The sequence below is a fragment of the Tepidiforma sp. genome (assembly GCF_026419595.1).
In the GTDB taxonomy this organism is placed as follows: Bacteria; Chloroflexota; Dehalococcoidia; order Tepidiformales; family Tepidiformaceae; genus Tepidiforma.
Window position 1 is genome coordinate 1 of record NZ_JANZZD010000015.1, and the last position, 23656, is coordinate 23656.

General features: G+C 71.1%; 25 protein-coding genes and 1 pseudogene. 10 read left to right on the forward strand and 16 right to left on the reverse strand.

What is annotated here, in order from left to right; all coding sequences use genetic code 11:
* The 6 genes and pseudogenes from N2041_RS09100 to N2041_RS09125 form a co-directional block, all read right to left on the reverse strand.
* A pseudogene (locus N2041_RS09100) lies at positions 1-265 on the reverse strand (alpha/beta hydrolase); the annotation flags it as partial.
* Positions 262-1188 carry an alpha/beta hydrolase gene (locus N2041_RS09105; RefSeq protein ID WP_297677997.1) on the reverse strand — a complete coding sequence of 309 codons (927 nt, stop codon included), beginning with the start codon at positions 1186-1188 and terminating at the stop codon, positions 262-264. The gene N2041_RS09105 and the pseudogene N2041_RS09100, both read right to left, overlap by 4 nt.
* Positions 1189-1319: 131 nt before the next feature.
* Positions 1320-2117 (reverse strand): NAD-dependent deacylase, encoded by a 798-nt coding sequence (locus N2041_RS09110; RefSeq protein ID WP_297677999.1) that lies wholly within the window; start codon positions 2115-2117, stop codon positions 1320-1322.
* Entirely contained in the window at positions 2089-3669 is a 1581-nt protein-coding gene (locus N2041_RS09115; protein ID WP_297678001.1) for a glycerol-3-phosphate dehydrogenase/oxidase, read from the reverse strand. Before N2041_RS09115 ends, N2041_RS09110 begins: the two co-directional genes overlap by 29 nt.
* On the reverse strand, positions 3666-5162 hold the full coding sequence (glpK, locus tag N2041_RS09120) for a glycerol kinase GlpK (RefSeq protein ID WP_297678003.1): 1497 nt from the start codon (positions 5160-5162) through the stop codon (positions 3666-3668). Before glpK ends, N2041_RS09115 begins: the two co-directional genes overlap by 4 nt.
* A 45-nt stretch (positions 5163-5207) precedes the next feature.
* Positions 5208-5723 carry a DUF3090 family protein gene (locus N2041_RS09125; protein ID WP_297678005.1) on the reverse strand — a complete coding sequence of 172 codons (516 nt, stop codon included), beginning with the start codon at positions 5721-5723 and terminating at the stop codon, positions 5208-5210.
* A gap of 181 nt (positions 5724-5904) precedes the next feature.
* Between N2041_RS09125 and N2041_RS09130 the strand changes: the two genes are divergently transcribed.
* From N2041_RS09130 to N2041_RS09140, 3 genes are read left to right on the forward strand one after another with little or no spacing between them, the layout of a single operon-like run.
* Positions 5905-6870, forward strand: a complete 966-nt coding sequence (locus tag N2041_RS09130) for a YafY family protein (RefSeq protein WP_297678007.1) — start codon at positions 5905-5907, stop codon at positions 6868-6870.
* Positions 6871-6892: 22 nt separating this feature from the next.
* Positions 6893-8278, forward strand: a complete 1386-nt coding sequence (locus N2041_RS09135) for an aminopeptidase P family protein (RefSeq protein WP_297678009.1) — start codon at positions 6893-6895, stop codon at positions 8276-8278.
* Positions 8275-10401: a S9 family peptidase gene (locus tag N2041_RS09140; protein WP_297678011.1), complete on the forward strand. Its 2127-nt coding sequence runs from the start codon at positions 8275-8277 to the stop codon at positions 10399-10401. The genes N2041_RS09135 and N2041_RS09140 overlap by 4 nt, the downstream gene beginning before the upstream one ends.
* Before the next feature lie 17 nt (positions 10402-10418).
* Here N2041_RS09140 and N2041_RS09145 read toward each other — a convergent pair whose 3' ends face one another.
* Positions 10419-11333 carry a methionyl-tRNA formyltransferase gene (locus N2041_RS09145; protein ID WP_297678109.1) on the reverse strand — a complete coding sequence of 305 codons (915 nt, stop codon included), beginning with the start codon at positions 11331-11333 and terminating at the stop codon, positions 10419-10421.
* Positions 11334-11560: 227 nt separating this feature from the next.
* Here N2041_RS09145 and N2041_RS09150 point away from each other — a divergent pair, with 227 nt between their 5' ends.
* Both N2041_RS09150 and N2041_RS09155 read left to right on the forward strand, forming a co-directional pair.
* The gene (locus N2041_RS09150) at positions 11561-12061 is read left to right on the forward strand and encodes an N-acetyltransferase (protein WP_297678013.1); all 501 of its coding nucleotides are present in this window, start codon (positions 11561-11563) and stop codon (positions 12059-12061) included.
* Entirely contained in the window at positions 12058-12651 is a 594-nt protein-coding gene (locus tag N2041_RS09155) for a hypothetical protein (protein ID WP_297678015.1), read from the forward strand. The genes N2041_RS09150 and N2041_RS09155 overlap by 4 nt, the downstream gene beginning before the upstream one ends.
* Here the strand turns inward: N2041_RS09155 and N2041_RS09160 are convergent.
* From N2041_RS09160 to rpsB, 9 genes are all read right to left on the reverse strand, one after another.
* Positions 12648-13157 carry a hypothetical protein gene (locus N2041_RS09160; protein WP_297678017.1) on the reverse strand — a complete coding sequence of 170 codons (510 nt, stop codon included), beginning with the start codon at positions 13155-13157 and terminating at the stop codon, positions 12648-12650. The genes N2041_RS09155 and N2041_RS09160 overlap by 4 nt on opposite strands.
* Positions 13158-13275: 118 nt before the next feature.
* On the reverse strand, positions 13276-14025 hold the full coding sequence (locus N2041_RS09165) for a TVP38/TMEM64 family protein (RefSeq protein WP_297678019.1): 750 nt from the start codon (positions 14023-14025) through the stop codon (positions 13276-13278).
* Entirely contained in the window at positions 14022-14879 is an 858-nt protein-coding gene (locus N2041_RS09170; protein ID WP_297678021.1) for an alpha/beta hydrolase, read from the reverse strand. The genes N2041_RS09165 and N2041_RS09170 overlap by 4 nt, the downstream gene beginning before the upstream one ends.
* A gap of 43 nt (positions 14880-14922) precedes the next feature.
* The gene (locus N2041_RS09175; protein WP_297678023.1) at positions 14923-15729 is read right to left on the reverse strand and encodes a phosphatidate cytidylyltransferase; all 807 of its coding nucleotides are present in this window, start codon (positions 15727-15729) and stop codon (positions 14923-14925) included.
* Positions 15730-15739: 10 nt separating this feature from the next.
* Complete coding sequence (locus N2041_RS09180; protein WP_297678025.1) at positions 15740-16546, reverse strand: isoprenyl transferase; 807 nt, start codon at positions 16544-16546, stop codon at positions 15740-15742.
* The gene (gene frr, locus N2041_RS09185; protein ID WP_297678027.1) at positions 16536-17099 is read right to left on the reverse strand and encodes a ribosome recycling factor; all 564 of its coding nucleotides are present in this window, start codon (positions 17097-17099) and stop codon (positions 16536-16538) included. Before frr ends, N2041_RS09180 begins: the two co-directional genes overlap by 11 nt.
* A gap of 17 nt (positions 17100-17116) precedes the next feature.
* Positions 17117-17869, reverse strand: a complete 753-nt coding sequence (gene pyrH, locus N2041_RS09190) for a UMP kinase (protein ID WP_297678029.1) — start codon at positions 17867-17869, stop codon at positions 17117-17119.
* 6 nt (positions 17870-17875) lie between these two features.
* A complete protein-coding gene (locus N2041_RS09195) occupies positions 17876-18424 on the reverse strand; it encodes an elongation factor Ts (RefSeq protein ID WP_367187714.1) in 549 nt (182 codons plus the stop codon).
* Entirely contained in the window at positions 18393-19238 is an 846-nt protein-coding gene (rpsB, locus tag N2041_RS09200; RefSeq protein WP_297678033.1) for a 30S ribosomal protein S2, read from the reverse strand. Before rpsB ends, N2041_RS09195 begins: the two co-directional genes overlap by 32 nt.
* Positions 19239-19616: 378 nt before the next feature.
* On the opposite strand from rpsB, the gene N2041_RS09205 reads away from it, so the two are divergent.
* From N2041_RS09205 to hisD, 5 genes are read left to right on the forward strand one after another with little or no spacing between them, the layout of a single operon-like run.
* Positions 19617-20405 (forward strand): biotin--[acetyl-CoA-carboxylase] ligase, encoded by a 789-nt coding sequence (locus tag N2041_RS09205; protein ID WP_297678035.1) that lies wholly within the window; start codon positions 19617-19619, stop codon positions 20403-20405.
* Positions 20406-20451: 46 nt separating this feature from the next.
* The gene (gene hisE, locus N2041_RS09210) at positions 20452-20697 is read left to right on the forward strand and encodes a phosphoribosyl-ATP diphosphatase (RefSeq protein WP_367187715.1); all 246 of its coding nucleotides are present in this window, start codon (positions 20452-20454) and stop codon (positions 20695-20697) included.
* Positions 20694-21536, forward strand: coding sequence for an ATP phosphoribosyltransferase (gene hisG / locus N2041_RS09215; protein WP_297678039.1), 843 nt, complete (start codon positions 20694-20696; stop codon positions 21534-21536). Before hisE ends, hisG begins: the two co-directional genes overlap by 4 nt.
* 44 nt (positions 21537-21580) lie before the next feature.
* The gene (locus tag N2041_RS09220) at positions 21581-22339 is read left to right on the forward strand and encodes a zinc dependent phospholipase C family protein (RefSeq protein ID WP_297678041.1); all 759 of its coding nucleotides are present in this window, start codon (positions 21581-21583) and stop codon (positions 22337-22339) included.
* Positions 22330-23655 (forward strand): histidinol dehydrogenase, encoded by a 1326-nt coding sequence (gene hisD, locus N2041_RS09225; RefSeq protein ID WP_297678042.1) that lies wholly within the window; start codon positions 22330-22332, stop codon positions 23653-23655. Before N2041_RS09220 ends, hisD begins: the two co-directional genes overlap by 10 nt.
* Position 23656: the final 1 nt, after the last annotated feature.

The following is a 23656-nucleotide window of genomic DNA, read 5'->3' on the forward strand; positions in this document are numbered from 1 at the left end:
TCGCCGGCCCGATGGCTGCCAGCGCCACGTCCGCGTCGCCCATCAGTACCTCGGCGGTGTACCCGCCCCCCGCCGGCACCGACGACGAGCCGTGCCCGGTGAAATCGAGCGCGTAGACCGCCCCCGGCCACCGCTCGACCTCCCCGCTCAGCCGCTCCGGCGACCGATCGCCGAGTGCGTGGAGCAGGAGGAGCCGCGGCCCCGGCCCTTCCCGGAGCGTGTGGAGCGCCAGCTTCACCCGGTTGTGCTGCAGGAAGACCGTCATCGCAGGAACTCCAGCACCAGCTCCGCCACCCGCTGCGGGTGTTCGATGTGGATGAAGTGCCCCGTGTTCTCGAACGGGATGATCTCCGCCCGCGGCGGCAGGTACGGCAGCAGCGCCCGGTGGTTCGTGCCCCAGCCCATCTCCTCCTCCACCGTCGCCGTCAGCCCGAGCAGCGGCACCTTCAGCTCCTTCAGCCGCTGCAGCGACCACTCCGGGCTCCACGGCCCGAAGCCGCCGAACCGGATCGCCGGGTCCAGCTTCCACCGCCAGCCGTCCGGGTCGCGCCGTGCGCCGATCGTCACGAGGTACCGCAGCCAGTCATCCGAGAGGCGCGGGTTCATCCGCTTCCGCCGCCGCGCCAGCTCTTCCAGCGTCCCCGGCTTCCGCAGGTTGATGTGCGCCGCGCGGCGGTGGTCCAGCCACTCCGCCAGCGTCTTCTGCGTGAATTTCCGGTCCTCGTGGTCCGAAACATCGGGCGCGGGGTCGCGGCTCGGTAGTCCGTCGATGACCACCAGCTTCGAAAGCCGGTACGGCAGCGCCTCCGCCAGCTGCAGCATCATCCCGCCGCCCTTCGAATGCGCTACCACCGGCACCGCGTCCGGCGTCGTCGAATCCAGCACGGAGAGCGCGTCCCGCACATCCGCGTCCCAGCTGTACAGTGCGGCATGGTCCGAATCGCCGTGGCCGCGGTGGTCCCACGAGATGACCCGCCAGCCCGCATCGGCCAACAGCGGCGCGAACACGTCGAACGTGCCGGCGAAATCCGAACCGCCATGCACGAGGAAGAGCGGCGGCCCGTCCGCATCGCCCCATTCGCAGACGTGCAGGCGCACGCCGTACGAATCGACCCAGCGGTGCCGCGCAGGCCGGCGCGCGCCGGGGTAGGTCAGGAAGCGCGGTTCCTCAGCGACCGGCGCCGTCATGCTTCACCTTCCGAAACGTGGGTTCGAACAGCCCGCCCCGGGGTATCGGTGGGGCCGGGGAGCACCTTTCGAGCATCCGGGCCGCCCCGTTGTCGGTCAAGACGCTCGGGCACGCCGGTTCGCAATCGCCGTCAGGGCACGAGCAGCAGGTCCACGAGCGCCGGCAGCGCCACTCCGGCCGGCGCGCGGATCACGACGTCGCTGATTTCGGTGAGCGCCGTCTCCTCCGGGTTGATTTCGATCAGCGGCGCGCCCCGCCGCTTCGCCAGCACCGGAAAGTCCGCCGCGGGGTAGACCACCGCGCTCGTCCCCACCGTGAGGAACAGGTCCGCCGCCAGCGCCTGCCGGTAGCACTCTTCCAGCGCGTCCCGCGGGATCGGCTCGCCGAACATCACGACGTCGTTTTTGTACAGCCCGCCGCAGACCGGGCAGGACGGCGGCAGCCGGTCGAGGTTGACCGTCTCGAGCCGCTCCCGCGCCCCGCATTCGATGCACCGCACCTTGTACCGGTTGCCGTGGATCTCCGTCACCCGCCGCGAACCGGCGACCGCGTGCAGGTTGTCGATATTTTGCGTGATCACGTGCGCCAGCCGCCCCATCTGCTCAAGGTCGGCCATCGCGTAATGCCCCGCGTTCGGCGCGGCGCGCTCGATGGCCTCCGAGAACGGCGAGCCCGACGTCTCGTGGGCGATGGCCTGCCGCCACCACTCCGCCGGGTCGTGGGTGAACAGCTCCCAGCCGTCGATCGTCGGCTCGCCGAACCGTTCGTACACGCCGCCGGCGCCCCGGTAGGTCGGGATGCCGCTCTCCGCGGACAGCCCAGCGCCGACGAGCGCGACTGCGTGCAGGCTGCGCCGCATGAGCGCAGCCGCCTGCCGGAGCGCGTGCTCGACTGCCGGGTCAGCCAGGGCCGGGTGCGTGGCGGTCAATCGTCCCCTCTACCGGTAGATGATACGCCACTTCGGCCGCGTAGGCGGCGGCCTGCCGCTGCCGTTCCGCCGCATTCCAGCCGAGCTCCTCTCCCAACAGCTCCGCCGCCCGCTGGTGGCAGCAGAGCCCGCGGCATTTCGCCCAGCCGATGCCCGTCCGCCGCAGCAGCGCGTCGCCGACCGTTGCCGCCTGCTCGAACCGCGCCGCGAACCGCACCTCGCCCTCGAGCCCCGGCGCGTGGAGACACAGGACGTCGCGCCCCAGATCCGCGGCGCGCGGCGCTTCCGCGCCGTACCGGCGCAGGTGCCGCCGCAGCGGGTGGTCGAACCCCAGTCCGAGCAGCTGCTCCCGCCACCCCGCCGGCGCCGCCGCTTCCCACCGTGCCGCCTTCCGCCCGAGCAGCCGCTCGATGACGTCGTTCGCCAGCGGCCGGAACGTGCTCAGCTTCCCGCCGACCACGCTGTACATGCCGCGCGCGCCGCCCAGCTTCCCGTGGTCGATGACCGCGTGCCGCCGCGTGATCGCCGCCTCCGGCCCACCGGCCACCTTCTGCAGCGGCCGCAGCCCGGCGTACGCGTACCGCACCCGCTCCTTCCGGATGTCGAGCCCCGGCAGCAGGGCCCGCCCTTCTTCCAGCAGGTAGGCGATGTCCTCGGCCGTCGGCTGGACCGCCCCCGGATCGCCGTCGTACCGGTCGTCCGTCGTCCCGATGAGCAGCAGGTCGTCCTGCGGCACCGCGAAGAACACGCGCCCGTCGCTCTTCGCCGTGCTGAAGACGGCGTCGTGGCCCGGCTCGCCGTCCAGCTCGACCACGATGTGCGAGCCGCGGGTCACGCCGAGCAGCTCCGGCGGCGGCAGGTCGCCCAGCCGGTTCACCGCGTCGACCCACGGCCCGGCGGCGTTGACCACCGCCCGCGCCGGCACTCGCACCCGCTGGCCGCTCTGCTCCACGACCACCGCTTCGACGCTGCCGCCCGGCGCCTCGATTGCGACGACCGGGCAATGGTTGAAGCACACAGCGCCGAGCTGCCGCGCCTCGCGCACCAGCTCCCACGTCAGCCGCTCCGGCGCGATGACGCGGGCGTCGAAGAACGAAAACCCGCCGCGCGCCTCGGCCGGCAGGTAGGGCGCGAGCTCCCGCAGCCGCGCGTCGCTCAGCCGGCGATGCCCCGGCACACCCCGGTAGAGCGCGAGGAGGTCGTAGGTCGCCAGCCCCATCCGCAGCTGCCACGCCGGCCTGCGCGTCCACGGCAGCACCGGCAGCAGGAACCGCTGCGGCCGCACGAGGTACGGCCGCGTCGCCAGCAGCCACGCCCGCTCCCGGAGCGATTCGAACACCAGCCCGACGTCGCCGTGCTCGAGGTACCGCAGCCCGCCGTGGATGAGCTTGGTCGACCGCCAGGTCGTCCCGAAGCCGTAGTCCGAGGCCTCGAACAGCGCCGCCCGCAGGCCGTGGGCTGCCGCTGCCCGCGCGATCGCTGCGCCGTTGATCCCTCCGCCGATGACCGCGACGTCGAGCGGCGGCCCGCCCGCCAACTCTGCCGGCGTCAACCCGCCCACCCCAGCGTCCGTTCCACCGCGCGCCGCCAGTCGCGCAGCCACCGGTGCCGCTCCGCGCTCCCGAGCCGCGGTTCGAACACCCGCTCCGGCCGCCACAGCTCCGCCACCTCCTCCGTGCTCGCCCACGCTCCCGCCTCGAGCCCGGCAAGGAACGCCGCGCCGAGCGCTGTCGTCTCGGTCGATTGCGGCCGCAGCACCGGGATGCCGGCGAAATCCGCCTGGAGCTGCATCAGCAGGTCGTTCACCGCCGCACCGCCGTCGACGCGCAGCTCCCGGATCGGCTCCGGCAGCGATGCGTTCATCACCTCGATGAGCTCCGCGCTCGAGAGGGCGATCGCCTCCAGCGCGGCCCGCGCGAGGTGCGCCTTCGTCACCCCCCGCGTGAGCCCGAGGATCGCGCCCCGGGCGTGCGGGTCCCAGTCCGGCGCGCCCAGCCCGGTGAACGCCGGCACGATGGTCACGCCGCCCGCGTCGGGCACGCTCGCGGCCAGTGCCTCGACCTCCGCCGACTCGCGAATCAGTCCCAGTTCGTCCCGCAGCCACTGCACGAGCGCCCCGGCGACGAACACCGAACCCTCGACCACGAACTCCGGCCCCTGCAGCCCCGTCCCGGCGCCGAGGCTGAGCAGCAGCCCTGAATCCGGCACGCTGGCCCGCCGCCCGGCGTTCGAGAGCAGGAAGCAGCCCGTGCCGTAGGTGTTCTTCGCCACGCCGGGCGCGAAGCCGGCCTGTCCGAACAGCGCCGCCTGCTGGTCGCCCGCCACCCCGGTGATCGGCACCCGGCAGCCGAACACCTGCTCGCTCGTGAAGCCGTACTTCGAACGCGACGGCACCGCCACCGGAAGCGCCGCCCGCGGCACCTCGAACAGGTCGAGCAGCCGGTCGTCCCACCGCCCGCGCTTGACGTTGAACAGCAGCGTCCGCGACGCGTTGGTGAAGTCCGTTGCGAAGACCGCGCCGCCGGTCAGCTTCCACGTCAGCCACGTGTCCACCGTGCCGACGCAAATCTCGCCCTGCATCGCGCGGCGGTGGAGCGCCGGGTCGTGCCGGAAGAGCCACGTCAGCTTCGTGGCAGTGAAGTACGGGTCGAGCTTCAGCCCCGTCAGCTGGCGCACCTCGTCCTCGGCGCCGGCCGAACGGAGGTCTTCGCAGATGCCCGCCGTCCGCCGGTCCTGCCAGACGATCGCGCGGTGCACCGGCGCCCCCGTCGCCCGCTCCCACGCGACCGCCGTTTCCCGCTGGTTCGTCAGCCCGATGCAGGCGATATCCCGCAGCGTGAGCCCCGCCTGCGCCAGCGCGACGCCGATTGCGTCGAGCGTCGTCGACCAGATCTCCTCCGGGTCATGCTCGACCCACCCGGGCTGGGGGTAGTGCTGGGTGAGGGGCTGCTGTCCCGTCCCGATGATGGCGCCGCCGGCGTCGACGACGAGCGCGCGCGAGCTGGTCGTTCCCTGGTCGATGGCGAGGATGTACGGGGGCGTCATGTGCGGGAGTATACGAACCCCTGCCGTAGCGGCGCGGTCCCCGGCTTACTCCTCGCGGTGGTGGCCGTTCCGCCGAACGCACATGTGCCCGCCCGGGTCCATCGGCGCGGTGCACAGCGGACAGAGCGGCCGGCCTGCCGCGATCACCGCCGCGATCTGCTGCCGCAGTTCGTAGCCGCGCCGGTAGTCGAACTCCATCGTCAGGCCCGTCGTCTCGTCCGCATCCGCCGGCCCGTCGGCCGCGATGAGCACGATGTGCCGCTCCTCCGCGTTCACGCCCATGCTCAGCTGCGCCAGCCGGATGTCCACGTCGAACGATTCGATGTCCGCGAGCCGTGCGGGCGCATCGTCCGGCGGCAGCGGCACGTACTCATAGCCTTCGTCCGCGAGCACCGTCTCGATGGCGTCGCCGAGCGCGCTCAGCTGCTCCTTCTCGAGCCACATCGAGGCCGCGAAACCGGCCGCGTTCACCGCGCACAGCCGGAAGCGCCGCCGTCCCGGCTCGCCGATCGCCTCCGCCGAAATGTGGAACAGCCGCCCGAGGTCGTGCGTGCGCGCCATCTCCTCCCGATCCTAGGGCAGCAGGTCCCTCCCGTCGCGTGCCGTTCGTCCTTTGCCGCCCCTCCGTCCAGCGCAGAAAATTCACAAATGTCCGCGGAACGAAGGATGTTCGCGACACACGTTGTCGCCTTCGCGACATATCGTGCGGCTTCGCAGCCCAACGACAGGAGGTGAGCGCCCCATGACCGAACAGACGCGCCGCTCGACCCGCCTCATCCGCATCCGCGACATCCTCGTCCGGCGGCCCAACGGCGTCACCACGCTCGAACTCGCCCGCGAGACTGGCTATTCTCAGCGCACCATCCAGCGCGACCTCGTCGCCATCGAGAGCGAGCTCAACGTCCCCCTCGTCTTCGAAAACCGCCGCTGGCGCATCATGGACGGCGCCCAGCCGCTCTTCGGCCCCGTCCGCCTCACGCTGCAGGAAGGTCGCGCCCTCTACTTCGCCATGCGCCTCATGCTCCGGTCCGCCGACGAGCACGACCCAGATGCGCTCACCGCCCTCGAAAAAGTCGCCGAAGCGCTCCCGAAGGGCATGGCCGAGCACATGCAGCGCACCGTCCGCGAATACCGCCAGCTCCCGTTCAACCGCGACGCCACCGAGGTGCTCGCCCGCATCACCGAGGCATGGGCCACCAGCCGCTCGATTATCATCGAATACCGCTCAGCCCATGCCAGCGGCCCCCGCCGCTACGAGGTCGACCCGTACATCCTCGACCACACCGAGAGCGGCACCTACCTGATCGGCTACTCCCACGCCCACGGCGAGGTCCGCGTCTTCAAGGTCGACCGCATCCGCGCCGTCGAGCAAACCGGGCGCGAATTCGAGCCCGTCGACCTCGACCGGCTCGCCGAGACCCTCCGCAACAGCTGGGGCGGCGTCGTCATCGGCGAATCCCGCTACGACGTCGTCATCGATTTCTCCCCCTCCGTCGCCGACCGCATCCGCGAAAGCTACTGGCACGTCTCGCAGGAGCTCGAGATGCTCCCCGAAGGCGGCATCCGCCTGAAGGTCTCGCTCCCCAGCCTGCTCGAAATCACCCCGTGGGTCCTCAGCTGGGGGCCGGAGGCTGTCGTCGTCGCCCCCGATGAACTCCGCGAACGCGTCGCCGGGCTCGTCAAAGCCGCCGCGCAGCGGTACCCCTGAGCCCTCCGCTACACTCCACCGCATGGACTCCTCCGCCGCCGTCGCCGAGCGCCGCAGCCGCATCGCCCGCGGCTGGACGCTCGACCGCGGCGCCGTCCTCGTCGCCAGCGGCCTGCCGCTGCCCATCGCCGGGACCGACCAGTTCCACGAGTTCCACGCCCACCCGGAATTCCGCTACCTCGCCGGCATCGCCGAACCCGCGAGCGTCCTCGCCTTCGACCCCGGCGAAGGCTGGGCGCTCTTCGTCGCGCTCCCGGCGTTCGAAGACCGCATCTGGACCGGCGACGGCCCTGACATCGACCGGCTCGAAGCGGCTGCCGGCCTCCCGGTCCAGCCCATCGAGCGCCTCGCGGGCTGGCTCGAAGCCCGCCGCGGCGAGCCGCTCGCCATCCTCGGCAACCGCGACCTCGCCGACCGCCCCGCCGGCTACCGCCTGCCCCCGCTCGACCGCTTCGAAGCCGTGTTCGATGACGACCTCGCCGCCCGCCTCTCCTGGCACGTCAGCGAAGCCCGCCGCGCTAAGGACCCAGCCGAGCTCGACGCCATGCGCCGCGCCGCCGAAGCGAGCCGGGCCGGCCATCTCCTCGCCCTCCGCACCGCCCGTCCCGGTATGACCGAGCGCGGCCTCCAGGTCGAACTCGAGGCCGAATTCTTCCGGCACGGCGCCGACCGCACCGCCTACGGCTCTATCGTCGGTACCGGCCCCAACGGCGCCATCCTGCATTTCTCCCCGACCCGCCGCGAGCTCCGCGAGGGCGACCTCGTCCTCATCGACGCCGGCGCCGAGGTCGATGGCTACGCCAGCGACGTCACCCGCACCTTCCCGGCCGGCCCCCGCTTCGAAGGCATCCAGCGCGACCTCTACCAGCTCGTCCATGTCGTCCAGCGCGCCGCTATCGAAGAAGCGCGCCCCGGCGTGGAGTACCGCGACCTCCACCTCCGCGCCTGCGAGCGCATCGCGGCCGGCCTCGTCGACCTCGGCATCCTCCGCGGCGCGCCCGCCGACCTCGTCGAGGCCGACGCCCACGCGCTCTTCTTCCCCCACGGCCTCGGCCACCTCCTCGGCCTCGCCACCCACGACGCCGGCGGCTGCCTCCAGGGCCGCACGCCAAGCGACCGCTTTGGGCTCAAGTGGCTCCGCGCCGACCTCCCGCTCCAGCCCGGCTACGTCGTCACCATCGAGCCCGGCATCTACGTGATCCCGGCCATCCTCGACGACCCCGCCCGCCGCGAACGGTACCATGACGCCGTCGACTGGGAGCGGGTCGACGCTCTCCGCGGCTTCGGCGGCATCCGCATCGAAGACGACATCCTCGTGACCGAAGGAGCCCCCGAGGTGCTGACCGCTGCCCTGCCCTCCGACATCGCCTCCATCGAAGCCCTCCGCAGCGAGGCCATCGCCCGGTGACCTCGCCCCGCCGCCTCACCATCGCCGACCTCGCCCGCTTCCCCCGCCCCGGCCTGAACGTCCCCGGCGGCCTGGGCTTCACCCCCGACGGCCGCGCGGTCACCTACCTCCACTCGGCCGAGGGCAACCTCGTCCGCAGCCTCTGGCAGCTCGACCTCGAAACGGGCGAACGCCGCGTCATCGCCGGGCCGCCGCCCGCCACGACCTCCGAGCAGCAGCTCTCGCGGGAAGAGGAACTCCGCCGCGAGCGCGCCCGCCTCCGCGAACTCGGCGTCACCAGCTACGAGTTCGCCGTGCGCGCCCCCGTCCCGACGCTGCTCGTCCCGGGCGGCGGCCGGCTCTGGCTCCGCGTCGGCGACGGCGGCCTCGAACCGGTGCCCGGGTCGGAGGGTGCCATCGACCCGCACCTCTCGCCGGCCGGCGACCGTATCGCCTTCGTCCGCGACGGCGACCTCTACGTCCTGCCGGCCGCCGGCGGCGAACCGCGCCGCCTGACCCACGACGCCGAGGACGGGCTCACGAACGGCCTCGCCGAGTTCATCGCCCAGGAGGAGCTCGAGCGCGACCGCGGCTTCTGGTGGAGCCCCGATGGCGACCGCATCGCCTTCATCCGCGCCGACTCGCGCCACATCCCCGAATACCCCATCGTCCACCAGGGCAAGGCGGACATCGATATCGAGCGCCACCGCTACCCGTTCGCCGGCCAGCCGAACGCCATCCTCGACCTCGGCATCGTCCGCCTCGACGACGGCCGCGTCGAATGGCTCGACCTCGGCCCCGACCGCGACCTCTACATCGCGCACGTCGGCTGGCGGCCGGATGGCGCGCTCGCCGTCCAGGTCCTCTCCCGCGACCAGCGCACCCTCCGGATCGTCGTGTTCGAGCCTGGCCGCCCCGGCCGCGTCCTCCTCGAGGAGCACCAGGAGCCCTGGATCAACCTCGCCGGCGAAACCATCTTCCTCGCCGACGGCCGCATCCTCTGGTCCAGCGAACGCTCCGGCTTCCGCCACCTCTACCTCCTCAGCCCGGACGGCGCCCTCGAGCGGCAGCTCACCTCCGGCGAGTGGATGGTCACCTCGGTGCTCGGCGTCGACGAGGCCCGCGGGCTGGCGTATTTCGCGGCCACCCGCGAGTCACCGCTCGAGCGCCACCTCTACCGTGTCCCGCTCGCCGGCGGCGAACCCGAGCGCCTCACCCCCGAGCACGGCTGGCACGCGGGCGTCCTCGCGCCCGGCGGCGCCTGGCTGCTCGATAGCTGGAGCTCGCGCGAGCATCCACCCTGCGTCGTCGCCCGGGACCTCCTCGATGGCCGCGTCGTCCCGGTCCACGAACCCGAGCCCGTGGACGCCCCGTCGCTCGGCCTCGCCATCCCCGAGTTCCACGAAGTCGCCGCACCCGACGGCACCCTGCTCTACGGCGCGCTCTATCGCCCCGCCCCCTCGGACCGCCCGGCGCCGGTCGTCGTCTCCGTCTACGGCGGCCCCCACGTCCAGCGCGTCGTCGACGACTGGACCCTCACGGTCGATCTCCGCGCCCAGTACCTCGCGCAGCAGGGCATCGCCGTCTTCAAGCTCGACAACCGCGGCAGCAGCGGCCGGGGCCTCGCCTTCGAAGCCCACATCGCCCGCCGCATGGGCACCGTCGAGGTCGAAGACCAGGTCGGGGGCGTCCGCTACCTCGCCGGCCTGCCGGGCCTCGATACCTCCCGCGTCGGCATCTACGGCTGGAGCTACGGCGGCTACATGACCCTCATGTGCCTGCTCAAGGCCCAAGAGGTCTTCCGCGTGGGCGTGGCCGGCGCCCCCGTCACCGACTGGGACGGCTACGACACCGGCTACACCGAGCGGTACATGGGCACGCCCGCCGAAAACCCCGACGGCTACCGCGAAGCCTCCGCCCTGGTCCATGCGCACCGGCTCGAGGGCCGCCTGCTCCTCGTCCACGGGATGACCGACGAAAACGTGCACTTCCGCCACACCGCCCGCTTCATCGTCGCGCTCACGGAAGCCGGCAAGCCGTACGACCTCCTCATCTTCCCCGAGGAGCGCCACATGCCGCGCGACCAGCGCGGCCTCGAATACCAGGAGGAGCGCGTCATCCGCTTCCTGCTCGATAACCTCTGAACTGCTGAACCGCGAGCTCAGCGGAAGCGGTAGCCGGCCGCCAGTCCTGCCTCCCGCGCCCACTCGCCGGCGCCGACCTTCTTCCCGCCCTCCGGCTGCACCCGGAGGACGCGCAGCACGCCGCCGTTCAGCCGCACGTCGAAGCTCCCCTCCTCGACCCGGAGTACCCGGCCGGGCATGCCGGGCTCCTCGTCGCCTGTCAGCCGGCAGTCGAAGATGCGCAGCCGCTGGCCCTCGAACGTCGTCCAGGCCCCCGGCTGCGGGTTGCACCCGCGGATGAGCGCGTACAGCCGGTCCGCCGGCTCGTGCCAGCGGATCCCCGCGTGCTCATCCCGGCAGGGCGGCTCGTAGGTCGCTTTCGCGTGGTCCTGCGGGATGCGGGGCGTCTTCCCGTCGCGCACCAGCGCCGCCGCCTCGGCCATCGCATCGACCCCCATTGGGAACAGCCGCTCGAAGTATACCGACCCGACCGTGTCGTCCGGCCCGATCGGGCAGCTCCGCTGCAGGAGGATCGGCCCCGTATCGATGCCGCGGTCCGGCCAGAAAATCGTCAGCCCCGTCTCCGTCCGGCCGAAGATGATCGCCCAGTTGATCGCCGAGGAGCCCCGGTGCAGCGGCAGCAGGCTCGGGTGGTACTGGATGCTTCCCAGCCGCGGCAGCTCGAGCACCTCGTGCGGGATGATCTCCGTCACGAACGCCATCACGCAGAGGTCCGGCCGCAGCGCCGCCCACGCCTCCTGCCCCTCCGCCTCCTTCAGCCGCCGCGTCTCGATGACCGGCACGCCCGCAGCCGATGCCGCCGCCCAGAGGGGATCCTCCCGTCCGCCGGCCGGCGCTGGCGCGCTGACGCCCGCCACGTCGAACCCGTCCTCTCGCAGCCGCCGGAAGACGGCCTCGCCGAACGCAGCCTGTCCCATCACGACGACACGCATCGCAGTCACCCCGCCGGATACCCCGGCCGCCTCAGCCTACCGCGCGCCCGCGCCGCGCTCTACCGCCCCTCGCCCCTGCGGCTCCCGCTCGCGTACACTGCTCCCATGCCACCGCTCCAGCTGTTCGAGGTGACCCCGGGCGACGCCACGCACGTCGCCCCCGTTCGCCGGCGCCTCTGACCGTGCCGAACCTATCATCACCCGGACCGCAGGAGCTCGCCCCACCCATGACCGTCGTCGAACCAGCCCGGCTGGCCGATGCCGCCGCTATCCACGCCCTCGTCACCTACTGGGCCGACCGCGGCGATATGCTCCATCGCCCCATCGGCGAAATCTACGAAGCCATCCGCGATTTCAAGGTCGCCCGCATCGGCGGCGAAATCGTCGGCTGCGGCTCGCTCCACATCATGGGCCCCGACCTCGCCGAAGTGCGCTCGCTCGCCGTCGCCGAATCCGCGCAGGGCCGCGGCGTCGGCGCCGCCATCGTCGCCGCCTGCCTCGAAGACGCCCGCGCCTTCGGCCTCGAACGCGTCTTCGCGCTCACCTACCGGCCCGGCTTTTTCCAGAAGCAGGGCTTCCGGCTCGCGAACGTGATGGAGTTCCCGCAAAAGGTCTGGAACGAGTGCGTCCGCTGCCCGTTCTTCACCAACTGCAAGGAGGTCGCCGTCGTGCTCGACCTCCGCAGGCCGGACCTCTCCGTTCCGCTCGCCCCGGGCGCAGCGCCATGAGCGCCAGCCCGCCCGTCTACCGCGTTGCCCGCGTCCGGTTCGAACGTCCCCGGCCCGCCGAGAGCCTCCGCGGACCCGCAGAGGACTGGGCCGCCGCCTGCCGCGATGCCGGGCTGGTCCCGTGGGGTGCCTTCGCGGGCCTCCTCGGCCTCCGCACCGACGAAGCCTTCCTCGTCGCCGCCGGCGAAGGTGCGGGATGGCAGCTCCCGCCCTTCGACCGCGCCGCGGTCACCGAGCAGGCCGACTTCGCGCCCACCGTCCGCCCGGTCGAGCCCGTGCCGCAGCACACGCCCGGCGTCTACGTCTTCCGCACGTTCGAAATCGCGCCCGCCGACCTCGAGCCGTTCGTCCGGCTTTCCGCCGAGGCGTGGGAGTCCTTCGAACACGGACCCGGCTACCGCGCCGAGCCCCGCGCCCTCCTCCGCCGCGATGCCGATCCCGGCGCGGTCGCGATGCTGCTCATCACCTGGTACGACAGCCTCGAATCCTGGGAGCGGTCGCGTACGCCTCCCCCGGCGGCGCGCGAAAACTTCCAGCGCCGGGCGGCGCTCACCCGCTGGGCGCTCCCCATCGCCACCCGGTTGCTCTAGCCGCCGCAGCACTCCGCTTCGAACGTCTCCAGCGCCGCCCACGCGAGCCGTCGCCCGTGCATGCCGGTCCCCGTCGCCGCGCCGACCAGCACGCTGCAGCACGGCGGCAGGAACGCCAGCCGGTTCAGGTGATGGGTCAGCCGCGCCGCGGTCGCCGCCGCGGCCGTTGCCCCCGCCCCCTGCAGGATGACCCCAAAACTCGCCGGGCCGAGTTCGCCCGCGATATCCGTGCCCCGGCAGAGCCCGTTCAGCGCCTCGCCCACGCCTCGCACCACGAACCGCACGCCGACGTCGCCGCGGTCGCGTTCGACCTCTTCGAGCCCGGTGACCCTGACGGCGAGGAACGAGAGCGGCGCGCTGCCGGCCAGCCCAGCCACCGCATCGAGGTGGTGCAGCAGGTCGACGCGCGAGAGCAGGCGCCGCGCCCGCCGCCGTCCGCCGTCCGCCGGCGCCGCGTCATCACGCGCGATGGGCTGGAGATAGGCAGGGAACCGTGCGGCTTCCATCGGGGACACCTCCTCTCGTGCAGGGGCATTCTCCCGCGCTCCGTGCCGCACCGAGATAGGCGAATCCCCGAGCCATCTGCGGCGTTCCCCGCAATCCCCTGCCCGGTTCCCCCGCGATTCAGGCCGGCCGCGACCCGTTCCGTCGCCGCCGCCAGTACACCACCGCGCTGATGACGATGACCGCCACCCACGCCCCGCCCGCCGCCAGCGTGATCCGGAAGTCCCGCCCCAGCCCGTCGCCCGCGACCACCGAAATCGCCGTCGGGAACAGCATCCCCAGCGCCGAATAGATGATGAACACCCGGAACGGGATCGCCGTCATCCCGGCCACGAAGCTGATCCAGTCGAAGTTGACCGCCGGGATCATCCGCGACCAGAAGACCACGCGCCCGCCCATTTCGAGCACCAGCGAGTCGACCCGCGCCGCATTTTTCGCCCCGATCAGCCGCGGCAGGTGCCGCCGCCCGAACCGCCGCGCCACCCAGAACGCCATCGCCGAACCGAGGATGAGGCCCGCCATGCAGTAGGCCGTTCCCAGCACCGGCCCCCAGGCGAGCCCGGCGGCCATGAAAATCGGCGCATTCGGCACCGGTGCGAACAGCACCGAGAGCGCCATGATCACGATGAATACCAGCGGCCCGAGCAGCCCGAACCCGTCCACCCACTCCCGGAACGGCTCCTCGTCGATGGTGTAGGAGATGCCGAAGTACTCGCTCGTTGCCCAGTAGGCGATGACGGCCAGCACGAAGGCCGCCACGAGGCCGCCCACGACCTTGCGCCGGAGCAGCAGCGGCGGCTCGCCCCCCGCGATGAGCTGCTCCTCGATCTCCGCGAGCGACGGAGCCCGCCGTTCGGGCGCCTTCGTCACTGGCCAGCCGCCGCCAGGTGGTCGAGCAGCAGCCGGTTCACCTCGTCCGGCGCCTCCTGCTGTACCCAGTGGCTCACCCCCGGGAGGTGCTCCACCCGCAGGTTCGCAACGTACTCCTCCGTCCCCTCCGTCAGCTCCCGGCCGAGGTAGCGGTCCTCGTCGCCCCAGATGAGCAGCGTCGGCACGGTTACCAGCGGCACCGGGTCCGGGATGCGCGGCGGGTGCCGGAACACCGCCCGGTACCAGTTGATGCCGCCGCTGAGACCCTGCCGGCGCCAGCCTGCGAGGAACTCCCGGATGTCGTCCTTCGTGAACGTGCCCGGCCGGCACTCGCGAATCATCATCCGGGCGAGCCGGTGGTAGCCCTGCGCCGCCAGCAGCCGCTCCGGCAGCCACGGTACCTGGAAGAACAGCACGTACCACGAGCGCAGCGCCTGCCGCGGCCGCCGCACCCCTTTCCGGAACACCGCCGGGTGCGGCAGGTTGCAAACCGTCAGGCTCCGCAGCCGGTCCCCGTGCTGCATCGCCAGCAGCCAGGCGATCGCCCCGCCCCAGTCGTGCCCCACCACGTGGGCGCGTTCGATGCCAAGGTGGTCCATCAGGCAGAGGATGTCCGCCTGCAGCGTCTCGGTGTCGTACGGGCCGTTCGCTTCGGTCAGGTTGTAGCCCCGCTGGTCCGGCGCGATCGCCCGGTAGCCGGCGCCCGCCAGCGCCCGCAGCTGGTGCCGCCACGAATACCACGACTCCGGGAACCCGTGCAGCAGCACCACCGGCTCGCCTTCGCCGGCCTCCACGTAGTGCATCCGGATGCCGTTGACCGTCGCCTCGCGGTGCTGGAACGCATCGCTGCTCATCGGCGTGCTCCCCCGGGGCAATCCGCCCCCGCGATTCAGGCTATCAGAGGACGCGCACCCGCAGGAACAGGTACACGAGCGGGAACACGAACAGCACCGAATCCAGCCGGTCCATGAAGCCCCCGTGGCCGGGCAGCAGCCCGCTCGCATCCTTCACGCCCATCCGCCGCTTCATCCAGCTTTCGAACAGGTCGCCGAGCATCGCCGCCACCGGCAGCGCGACCGCGAGGTGGAGCGCCGTCGCCGCCGGCACGCCGGTATCGAACAGCCAGTTCAGCCCCAGCACGGCGCCGAGGCCCGCGGCGTAGCCGCCCGCCGCGCCTTCCCACGTCTTCTTCGGGCTGATCCTCGGCGCCATCCGGTGCCGCCCAATCGCCCGGCCGACGGCGTACGCCCCCGTGTCCGTCGCGAAGGTCGCCAGCAGGCCGATGAAGAACCAGTCGCGCCCGCCCTCGGCATCCCGCACCAGCACGAGCGTCGAAGCCAGCACCCCGAGGTAGAGCGTGCACCACGCGAACACCCGGAACGGCTTCCGCGGGCCGAAGGCATTCGTCGGCGCGTACCCCAGCGCCGCGAACACCGCCGCGAACCCGAGCCCGACGAGGATGTACCGCGGGTCGAGGTGCGCGCCCGCCACCGTCACCGGCGCGATGGCGATGGTCGGCAGGTGGCGCACGCCTTCGACCACCGGCCTGCTCGGGATGAGCCAGCCGTGGACGAACTCGATCGACGCGAGGAGCGAAATCGCCGCAAGGGCCAGCGCGAACGGCCACCCCCCGAGCCACGCGAGGCCGATCACCACCGGCAGGCCGATGGCTGCCGTCAGCAGGCGCAGCTGGAGGTTCGACACCGCAGCCCGCTCAGTCGCCGCGGTCGCGGAAGGCTTCGAGGTCCTCCTCGAGCAGCCCGCCGAACTTCCGCTTCCGCCGCCCGTACTCTGCCAGCGCGATGTCCGTGTCTTCCCGCCCGAAGTCCGGCCAGTACGTGTCGGTGAAGTACAGCTCCGCGTACGCCGACTGCCACAGGAGGAAATTCGAAATCCGCTGTTCGCCTGCAGTCCGGATGACGAGGTCCGGGTCCGGCATCCCGGCCGTCATGACATACCGCCCGACGAGCTCCTCCGTGACGTCGTCGGCCGCTACCCCGTCCGCGATCATGCCGCGGATCGCCATGACGATGTCGTCGCGGCCGCCGTAGCTGAAGCAGATGTTCAGCACCATCCGGTCGTTCTCCCGGGTCAGCGCGATGGCGTCCCGCACCTGCTCCTGCAGCCACTCAGGCAGCGTCTCGATGTGGCCCAGCATCTGCAGCCGGATCCCGTTCCGGTGGAGGTTGTTCAGCTCCCGCCGGATGAAGTAGCGAAGCAGCCGGATGAGCGCCCGGACCTCCCGCTGCGGGCGGTTCCAGTTCTCCGTGCTGAAGGCGTACAGCGTCAGGTACTGGACCCCGTGGTCCGCGAACCGCTCGATGACCCGGCGGATGTTCTCCGTCCCGGCCCGGTGGCCGGCGGCGCGCGGGAGCCCCCGCTGCGTCGCCCACCGCCCGTTGCCGTCCATGATGATCGCGACGTGCCGCGGGATGCGCCCGCCCGTAATCGGCGAAATCAGGTCGCCGAGGTACTCGGCTGGCCGCGATGGGGCCCCGGGCTTCGCCGCCTCAGACTTCAAGGAGCTCCGCCTCTTTTTTCTTGCTCTCGGCGTCGATGGTGGCGATGTGCCGGTCCGTGAGCTTCTGCAGCTCGTCCTCCGCCCGCTTCAGCTCGTCCTGCGACATGCCGCCTTCTTTCTCCAGCTTCCGCAGCTCGTCGTGCGCGTGCCGCCGCACGTTCCGGACGGCCACCCGCGCATCTTCCGCCTTGTGGTGGACCAGCTTCACGAGCTCCTTCCGGCGCTGCTCGGTCAGCGGCGGGATCGGCAGCCGCAGGACCTGCCCGTCGATCGCCGGGTTGAGGCCGAGGTCGCTCGACTGGATCGCCTTCTGGATCGCGGAGACGGCACTCCGGTCCCAAACCGTCACCGTCAGCAGCCGCGGCTCCGGCGCGTTGATCGTCCCCAGCTGCTTCAGCGGCGTCAGCGCCCCGTAGTAGTCCACCATCAGCGATTCGATGAGGCTCGGGTGCGCCCGCCCGGTGCGCACGCCGTTCAGCTCCCGGCGGAGCGCCTCCACCGAGTGGTCCATCTTTTCGTCGGCTTCGAGGAGGATCTCCTCTGCGTCCGCCATCGCGCCCCTCCGTTCGGTCAGGAATGGGCCGCCGGTTCCGGCGATGCCGAAACCAGCGTGCCAATGGTATCGCCCCGGAGCGCCCGGTACACCGCGTCCGGCGCCGCCACATCGAACACCACGATCGGCATGTGGTGCTCCATGCACATGCTCAGCGCGGTGATGTCCATCACCTGCAGCCGCCGCTGGATCGCCTCGATGTGGGTCACGTGCTCGAACTTCCGCGCCGTCGGCACCTTCGCCGGGTCCGCGTCGTAGACGCCGTCGACACCGTTCTTCGCCATCAGCAGCACTTCGCAGTCGGTCTCGATGGCCCGCAGCGCCCCCGCGGTGTCCGTCGTCATGAACGGGTTCCCCGTCCCGGCAGCGAAGATCACGACCCGGCCCTTCTCGAGGTGCCGGATCGCCCGCCGCCGGATGTACGGCTCCGCCACCTGCGCGATCGGCAGCGCCGTCTGCGTCCGGACCACGGCGCCGCGCTTTTCGAGCGCGTCCTGCAGCGCAAGCGCGTTCATGATCGTCCCGAGCATGCCCGCGTAGTCTGCCGTCGCCCGGTCCATCCCGGTCTCTGCCACCGTCGCGCCGCGCCAGAAGTTGCCGCCGCCGACGGACACGGCGACCTGCACACCCTCATCCACGGCCTGCTTGATCTGCCGCGCGAGGTCGTTCAGCGTCACCGGGTCGATGCCGAACGGCCGCGAGCCCATCAGCGCCTCGCCCGAGAGCTTGACGAGCGCGCGCCGGTAGCGCCCGCGGCCGTCCGTCCTCATCGACGTTTACCGCCCGAGTTCGTACCGGACGAACCGCCGGATGCGGATGTTCTCGCCCGTCCGCGCAATCGCGTCCTGCACGAGGTCCTTGATCGTCTTGCCGGCGTCGCGGATGAACGGCTGCGCCAGGAGCACGACCTCCTCATCCGGCCCTTCGAACTTCGCCCGCTCCGGGTCGTCGGCCGAGACCACCTGCGGGTTCATCGCCGCGACCTGCATCGCGATGTTCCGCGCCAGCTGGCGGAACTCCTCCGTGTTCGCCACGAAGTCGGTCTCGCAGTTCACCTCGACGAGCACGCCGATGCGGCCGCCGGCGTGGATGTACGCGTCGACCACGCCGTTGCTCGTCTCCCGGTCCTGGCGCTTCGCCGCCGCGGCGATGCCGCGCTCGCGGAGGATCTGCTTCGCCTTCGCCTTGTCGCCGCCCGCTTCTTCGAGCGCGCGCTTGGCGTCCATCACGCCCGCCCCGGTTTCCTCCCGGAGCTCCTTGATCATCTCGGTCGTCACTGCAGCCACGTGCGTCCTACTCCTGCGCTGGTGCGGCCTGCGCCGCATTCATGCTGATGACGGTCACCCGCGTGCCGGCATCATCGCCGGCCGGCTGGTCGTCCGGCGTCGCCGTGTAGCTCCCGGAGGCCACGCCGGCATCCGCCGCTTTCGCCAGCTCCTCGACCTGCGTGCCCGGCGCCACGCCCGATTCCCGCATCGCCCGGCCTTCGATGGCCGCGTCAGCGATCTTGCCGAGGATGAGCTTGATCGCCCGGATCGCGTCGTCGTTGCTCGGGATCGGGTACGCGATCGGGTCCGGGTCGCAGTTCGTATCCACCAGCGACACGATCGGGATGCCCAGACGTACGCACTCGGAGACGGCAATCGCCTCCTTCACCGTGTCGATGATGAACACCGCGCCGGGAAGTCGGTCCATGTTCTTGATGCCGCCGAAGTAGCGGTTCATCCGCTCGATTTCGTTCTGGATCTCCAGCTGCTCGCGCTTCGGCAGCCGGGCGAAATCGCCCCGCTCCATCGCCGCCTCCAGCTCCCGCAGGTGCCGGATCCGCTGCTGGATCGTCCGGAAGTTCGTCAGCGTGCCGCCGAGCCAGCGGTTATTGACGTACGGCAGGCCGGCCCGCTTCGCTTCCATCTCCACCGTCTCGCGCGCCTGCTTCTTCGTCCCGATGATGAGAACCTCGCCGCCCGAGGCGACCACGTCCCGGACGAACCCGATCGCGGCTTCGAGCCGCGTCACCGTCTGTTGCAGGTCGATGATGTGGATGCCGTTCCGCTCGGTGAAGATGAACTGCCGCATCTTCGGGTTCCAGCGGCGCGTCTGGTGCCCGAAGTGGACGCCCGCTTCGAGCAGCTGCTTCATGCTGACAGGGGTAACCAGGGGATGCCTCCATCCTGCGGCGCCATAGATTTGACCGGCCAGCCGGCCACAGCGCCGCCGTTCGACACAACGCATCCCAGAATAGCAGGCAGGCCCTTCCGCGGAAGCACCCCCGCGCCGGACCGGGCGCTCCCTACTTGACAGGCCCCGGCGCGGAGCGCATGCTGCGCGGCAGGAAAGGAGGTGATGCGCATGGATCATCACAGTCGTAGCGACGACCGTACCTTTGCGCTGGAGGTGACCTCCTCCTAGACCCCCGGTCTGAGGGTCACCAATCCTCCTGAGACTTCGGTCTTAGCTACGCCAGGGCCCCGGCAGCGCCGGGGCCCTTTTCACGCCTAACCGCCCGAGCGAACCGCCATGCCCGACCTCCCCGCTCTCGACCTCGCCCGGTTCCAGTCCCTCCTCCACACCCGCGCCGTCGGCCGCTCCCTCGTCTACCGCCCCGTCGTCGGCTCCACCATGGACCTCGCCCGCCGCGAAGCCGCCGAAGGTGCCATCCACGGCACCGCCGTCTTCGCCGAAGAGCAAACCGCCGGCCGCGGCCGCCGCGGGCGCTCCTTCTTCAGCCCTGCCGGCGCCAACGTCTACGTCACCTTCGTCCTCCGCTGCAGCCTCGATATCCACCGCACCCTCCCGGTCCGCGTGCCGGTCGCCGTGGCTGCCGCCATCCGCTCCGTCGTTCCGTCCGCGGCCATCAAGTGGCCCAACGATGTCTGGGTCGGCGACCTCAAGGCGTGCGGCATGCTCATCGACGCCGAACTCGGCGAGGGCGGTCCGGTCGCCTTCCCCGGCATCGGCATCAACGTCAATTTCGACCCGGCCTCGGCCCAGCCCGAACTCCGCGGCATCGCCACCTCGCTCGCCGCCGCGGCCGGCCGCCCCATCGACCGCGAAGCGCTCTTCGCCCGCCTCTGTAACGAACTCGAGCTCGCCCTCGATGCCCCGCTCGCCGACGTCATGGCCCGCTACCGCGAGTGGAACATGATTCTCGGGCGCGAGGTGACCGTGAGCCCCGTCGGCGGCGAACGGTTCAGCGCCCGCGCCGTCGACCTCGATGAAGCCGGTGGGCTCGTCGTCGAACGCCCCGGCGGCGCCCGCGAAACCGTCACTGCCGCCGATGTGACCGTCCGCCCGGCCGCGACATGATCCGTTCGCGTCCTTGGGATATCGTGAGCCCGTGACCTTCGAAGACATGGTCCAGCTCGCCGCGCAGCGCAAGCGCGACATGCCCGAGGGCTCCGGCACCGCCGCTCTCCTCGCTGCCGGCCCCCACGCCATCGGTAAGAAGCTCGTCGAAGAGGCCGCCGAGGCGTGGATGGCCGCCCGCTACGAATCGCGCGAAGCCCTCGCCGAAGAGCTCTCCCAGGTGCTCTACTACGTCGCCTGCATGATGGCCTCCGCCGACCTCACGCTCGATGAGGTGTACCGCACGCTGTGATCAAGGTTGCCCTCCCCAACAAAGGCGTCCTCTTCCAGCCGACCCTCGACCTCCTCGCGTCCTGCGGCTATCGGGTCGGTAAGAGCGGCAGCCAGCTCTCCTCGCTCGACCCCGAAAACGACGTCGAGTTCTACTTCCTTCGCCCCGGCGATATCCCCGTCTACGTCGCCAACGGCATCCTCGATGCCGGCATCACCGGCAAAGACTTCGCCGCCGAGCGCGGCCACCACCCTGAACTCCTGCTCGACCTCAACTTCGGCGACTCCCGCCTCTGCGCCGCGGTCCCGGCCGCCTCGCCGATCCGCTCGCTCGATGAGGTCGCCGCCCTCCGAATCGCCACCTCCTTCCCGAACATCGTCCGCCAGTACTTCGCCGGCCGCGACCTCCGCCTCATCGAGCTCGAGGGTGCCGTCGAAATTTCCGTGGCGCTCGGCATCGCCGAGGCCGTCGTGGATGTCGTCGACACCGGCAATACCCTCCGCCAGGCCGGCCTCCGCATCGTCGGGCAGCCCCTCTTCGTCTCCAACGCTGCGCTCTATGCCCACCCCGAGCGCGCCGACCAGCCGCCCGTCCGCGTGCTCCGCAGCCGTATCGAAGGCCGGCTCGTCGCGCTCGATTACATGATGGTCGAATACGACTGCCCCGGCACCATCCTCCAGCGCGCCTGCGAAATCACCCCCGGTCTCGAATCGCCCACCATCACCCAGCTCCAGCGCGAAGGCTGGTACTCCGTCAAAGCCATGGTCCGCCGCAAAGAAGCCCACCGCATCATGGACGAACTCTCCAGCATCGGCTGCCGCGGCATCCTCCTCACCAACATCGAAAGCGCCCGCATCTAGCCGGCCGCGGGCCAACCCTCGCGCCGGTTCGCTACCATGGGGCCATGCCCCCCATCACCCTCCACATGGTGATTGCGCGGCAGGTCGCGCTCGACCTCGGCCACGCCGACGTGCCGCCGGATTCCGGCCCCTACCTCCTCGGCGCGACCTCCCCCGATATCCGCGTCCTCACCCGCCAGGACCGCTACAGCACGCACTTCTTCGACCTGAACGAACATAATCACCAGGACTCGGTGGCCGCGTTCCTCGCGGCCTACGGCCACCTCGCCGCCCCGGAGCGCCTGAATGCCGCGACCCGCGCCTGGGCCGCCGGCTACATCTCCCACCTCGTCCTCGATGAACAGTACATCACGGGCGTCTACCGCCCCTACTTCCTCCGCCACGACCACCTCGGCGGCGCCATCCGCGCGAACGTGATGGATCGCCTCCTCCAGTTCGACCTCGACCGCCGCTATGGCTCCGACCCGGAGCTGAAAGCAGCCATCTGCGGCGCCCTCAGCTGCACCGTCGCCGATATCGAGTGCGGCTTCATCGATACCGACACGCTCGAGCGCTGGCGCCAGGTCTCGCGCGACGTCGCCGCCCGCAACCTCGATTGGGACCGGGCGCGCGCCATGATCGCCAACCACCTCCGCTTCGCCGGGCTCGAAGAGGGCGAAACCCTCGACGGCTTCCTCGATTCGCTCCCCGAACTGCTCGATGAGACAATCGCCCACATCACCGACGCCGAAGTCGATGCCTTCGTGCAGCGCGGCACCGAAACCGCCCGCGCCGCCGTCGAGAGGTACCTGGGATGCGCATAATCCGCAACGCTGAAGAAGGCCGGCGAACGCTCCTCGCCCGCCGGCCCCTCGACATCGAAGAGCTCCCGATGGAGGTCCGCGAAACGACCTTCCGCACCTTCGGGCAGGAGCTCGCCCCGGAAGAAGTCGTCCGCCGCATCATCCGCGACGTCCGCGAGGATGGCGACAACGCCGTCCGCTACTACAACTCCGCCATCGACGGCGCCCACACGCCCGACCTCCGCGTCACCCCCGATGAGGTCCGCGCCGCCTACGAAGCCCTCCCTGCCGACCTCATCGAGGCCCTCCGCTTCGCTGCCGAGCGGGTCCGCCGCTACCACGAGACCCAGCTCCGCGGCGCCACCATCGACTTTCAGCAGCACGGCCTCGGCCAGCTCACCCGCCCCATCCAGCGCGCCGGCATCTACGTCCCCGGCACCCGCGCGCCTCTCCCCAGCACCGTCCTGATGTGCGCCATCCCGGCCCGCGTCGCCGGCGTCGATGAGGTCTACCTGACGAGCCCCGTCCTGCCCGACGGCTCCGTGCCCCCCGTGAAGCTCGTCGCCGCCGACATCGCCGGCGTCGATGCCGTGTTCAAAGCCGGGGGCGCGCAGGGCATCGCCGCCTTCGCCTACGGCACCGAAACCATCCCCCGCGTCGACAAGATCGCCGGCCCTGGCGGCCTCTTCGTCACCATCGCCAAGCGGCAGGTCTTCGGCGACGTCGGGATCGACAGCATCTACGGGCCGACCGAGACGATGATCATCGCCGACGAGAGCGCGAACCCGGAGCTCGTCGCCGCCGACCTCATCGCCCAGGCCGAGCACGACCCGCTCGCCAGCCCGATCCTCCTCACCCCCTCCCACTACCTCGCCGACGAAGTCGCGGCCGCCATCGAGCGCCAGCTCCGCACGATCGAGCGCGCGAAAATCGCCCGCGCCGCCCTCGACAACCGCGGCGGCTGCATCCTCGTCAACGACATCGACCACGCCATCGACCTCGCGAACGAGTACGCCCCGGAGCACCTCTGCCTCTGCGTCGAAAATCCGACCGCCTACGTGATGAAGGTCCGCAACTGCGGCGGTCTCTTCCTCGGCGAAGCCTCCCCCGAGGCGGTCGGCGACTACACCGCCGGCCCGAGCCACACGATGCCCACCGGCGGCGCGGCCCGCTGGAGCGGCCCGCTCGGCGTCCACGACTTCCTCAAGAAGATGGCCATCGTCAACCTCCCCGACGACGAGTCTGAAGAGCTCAACCGGATGGCCGCCGTCATCGCCCGGGCCGAGGGCCTCACCGGCCACGCACACGCCGTCGAACGCCGCCTGCAGGGCCGCTGAC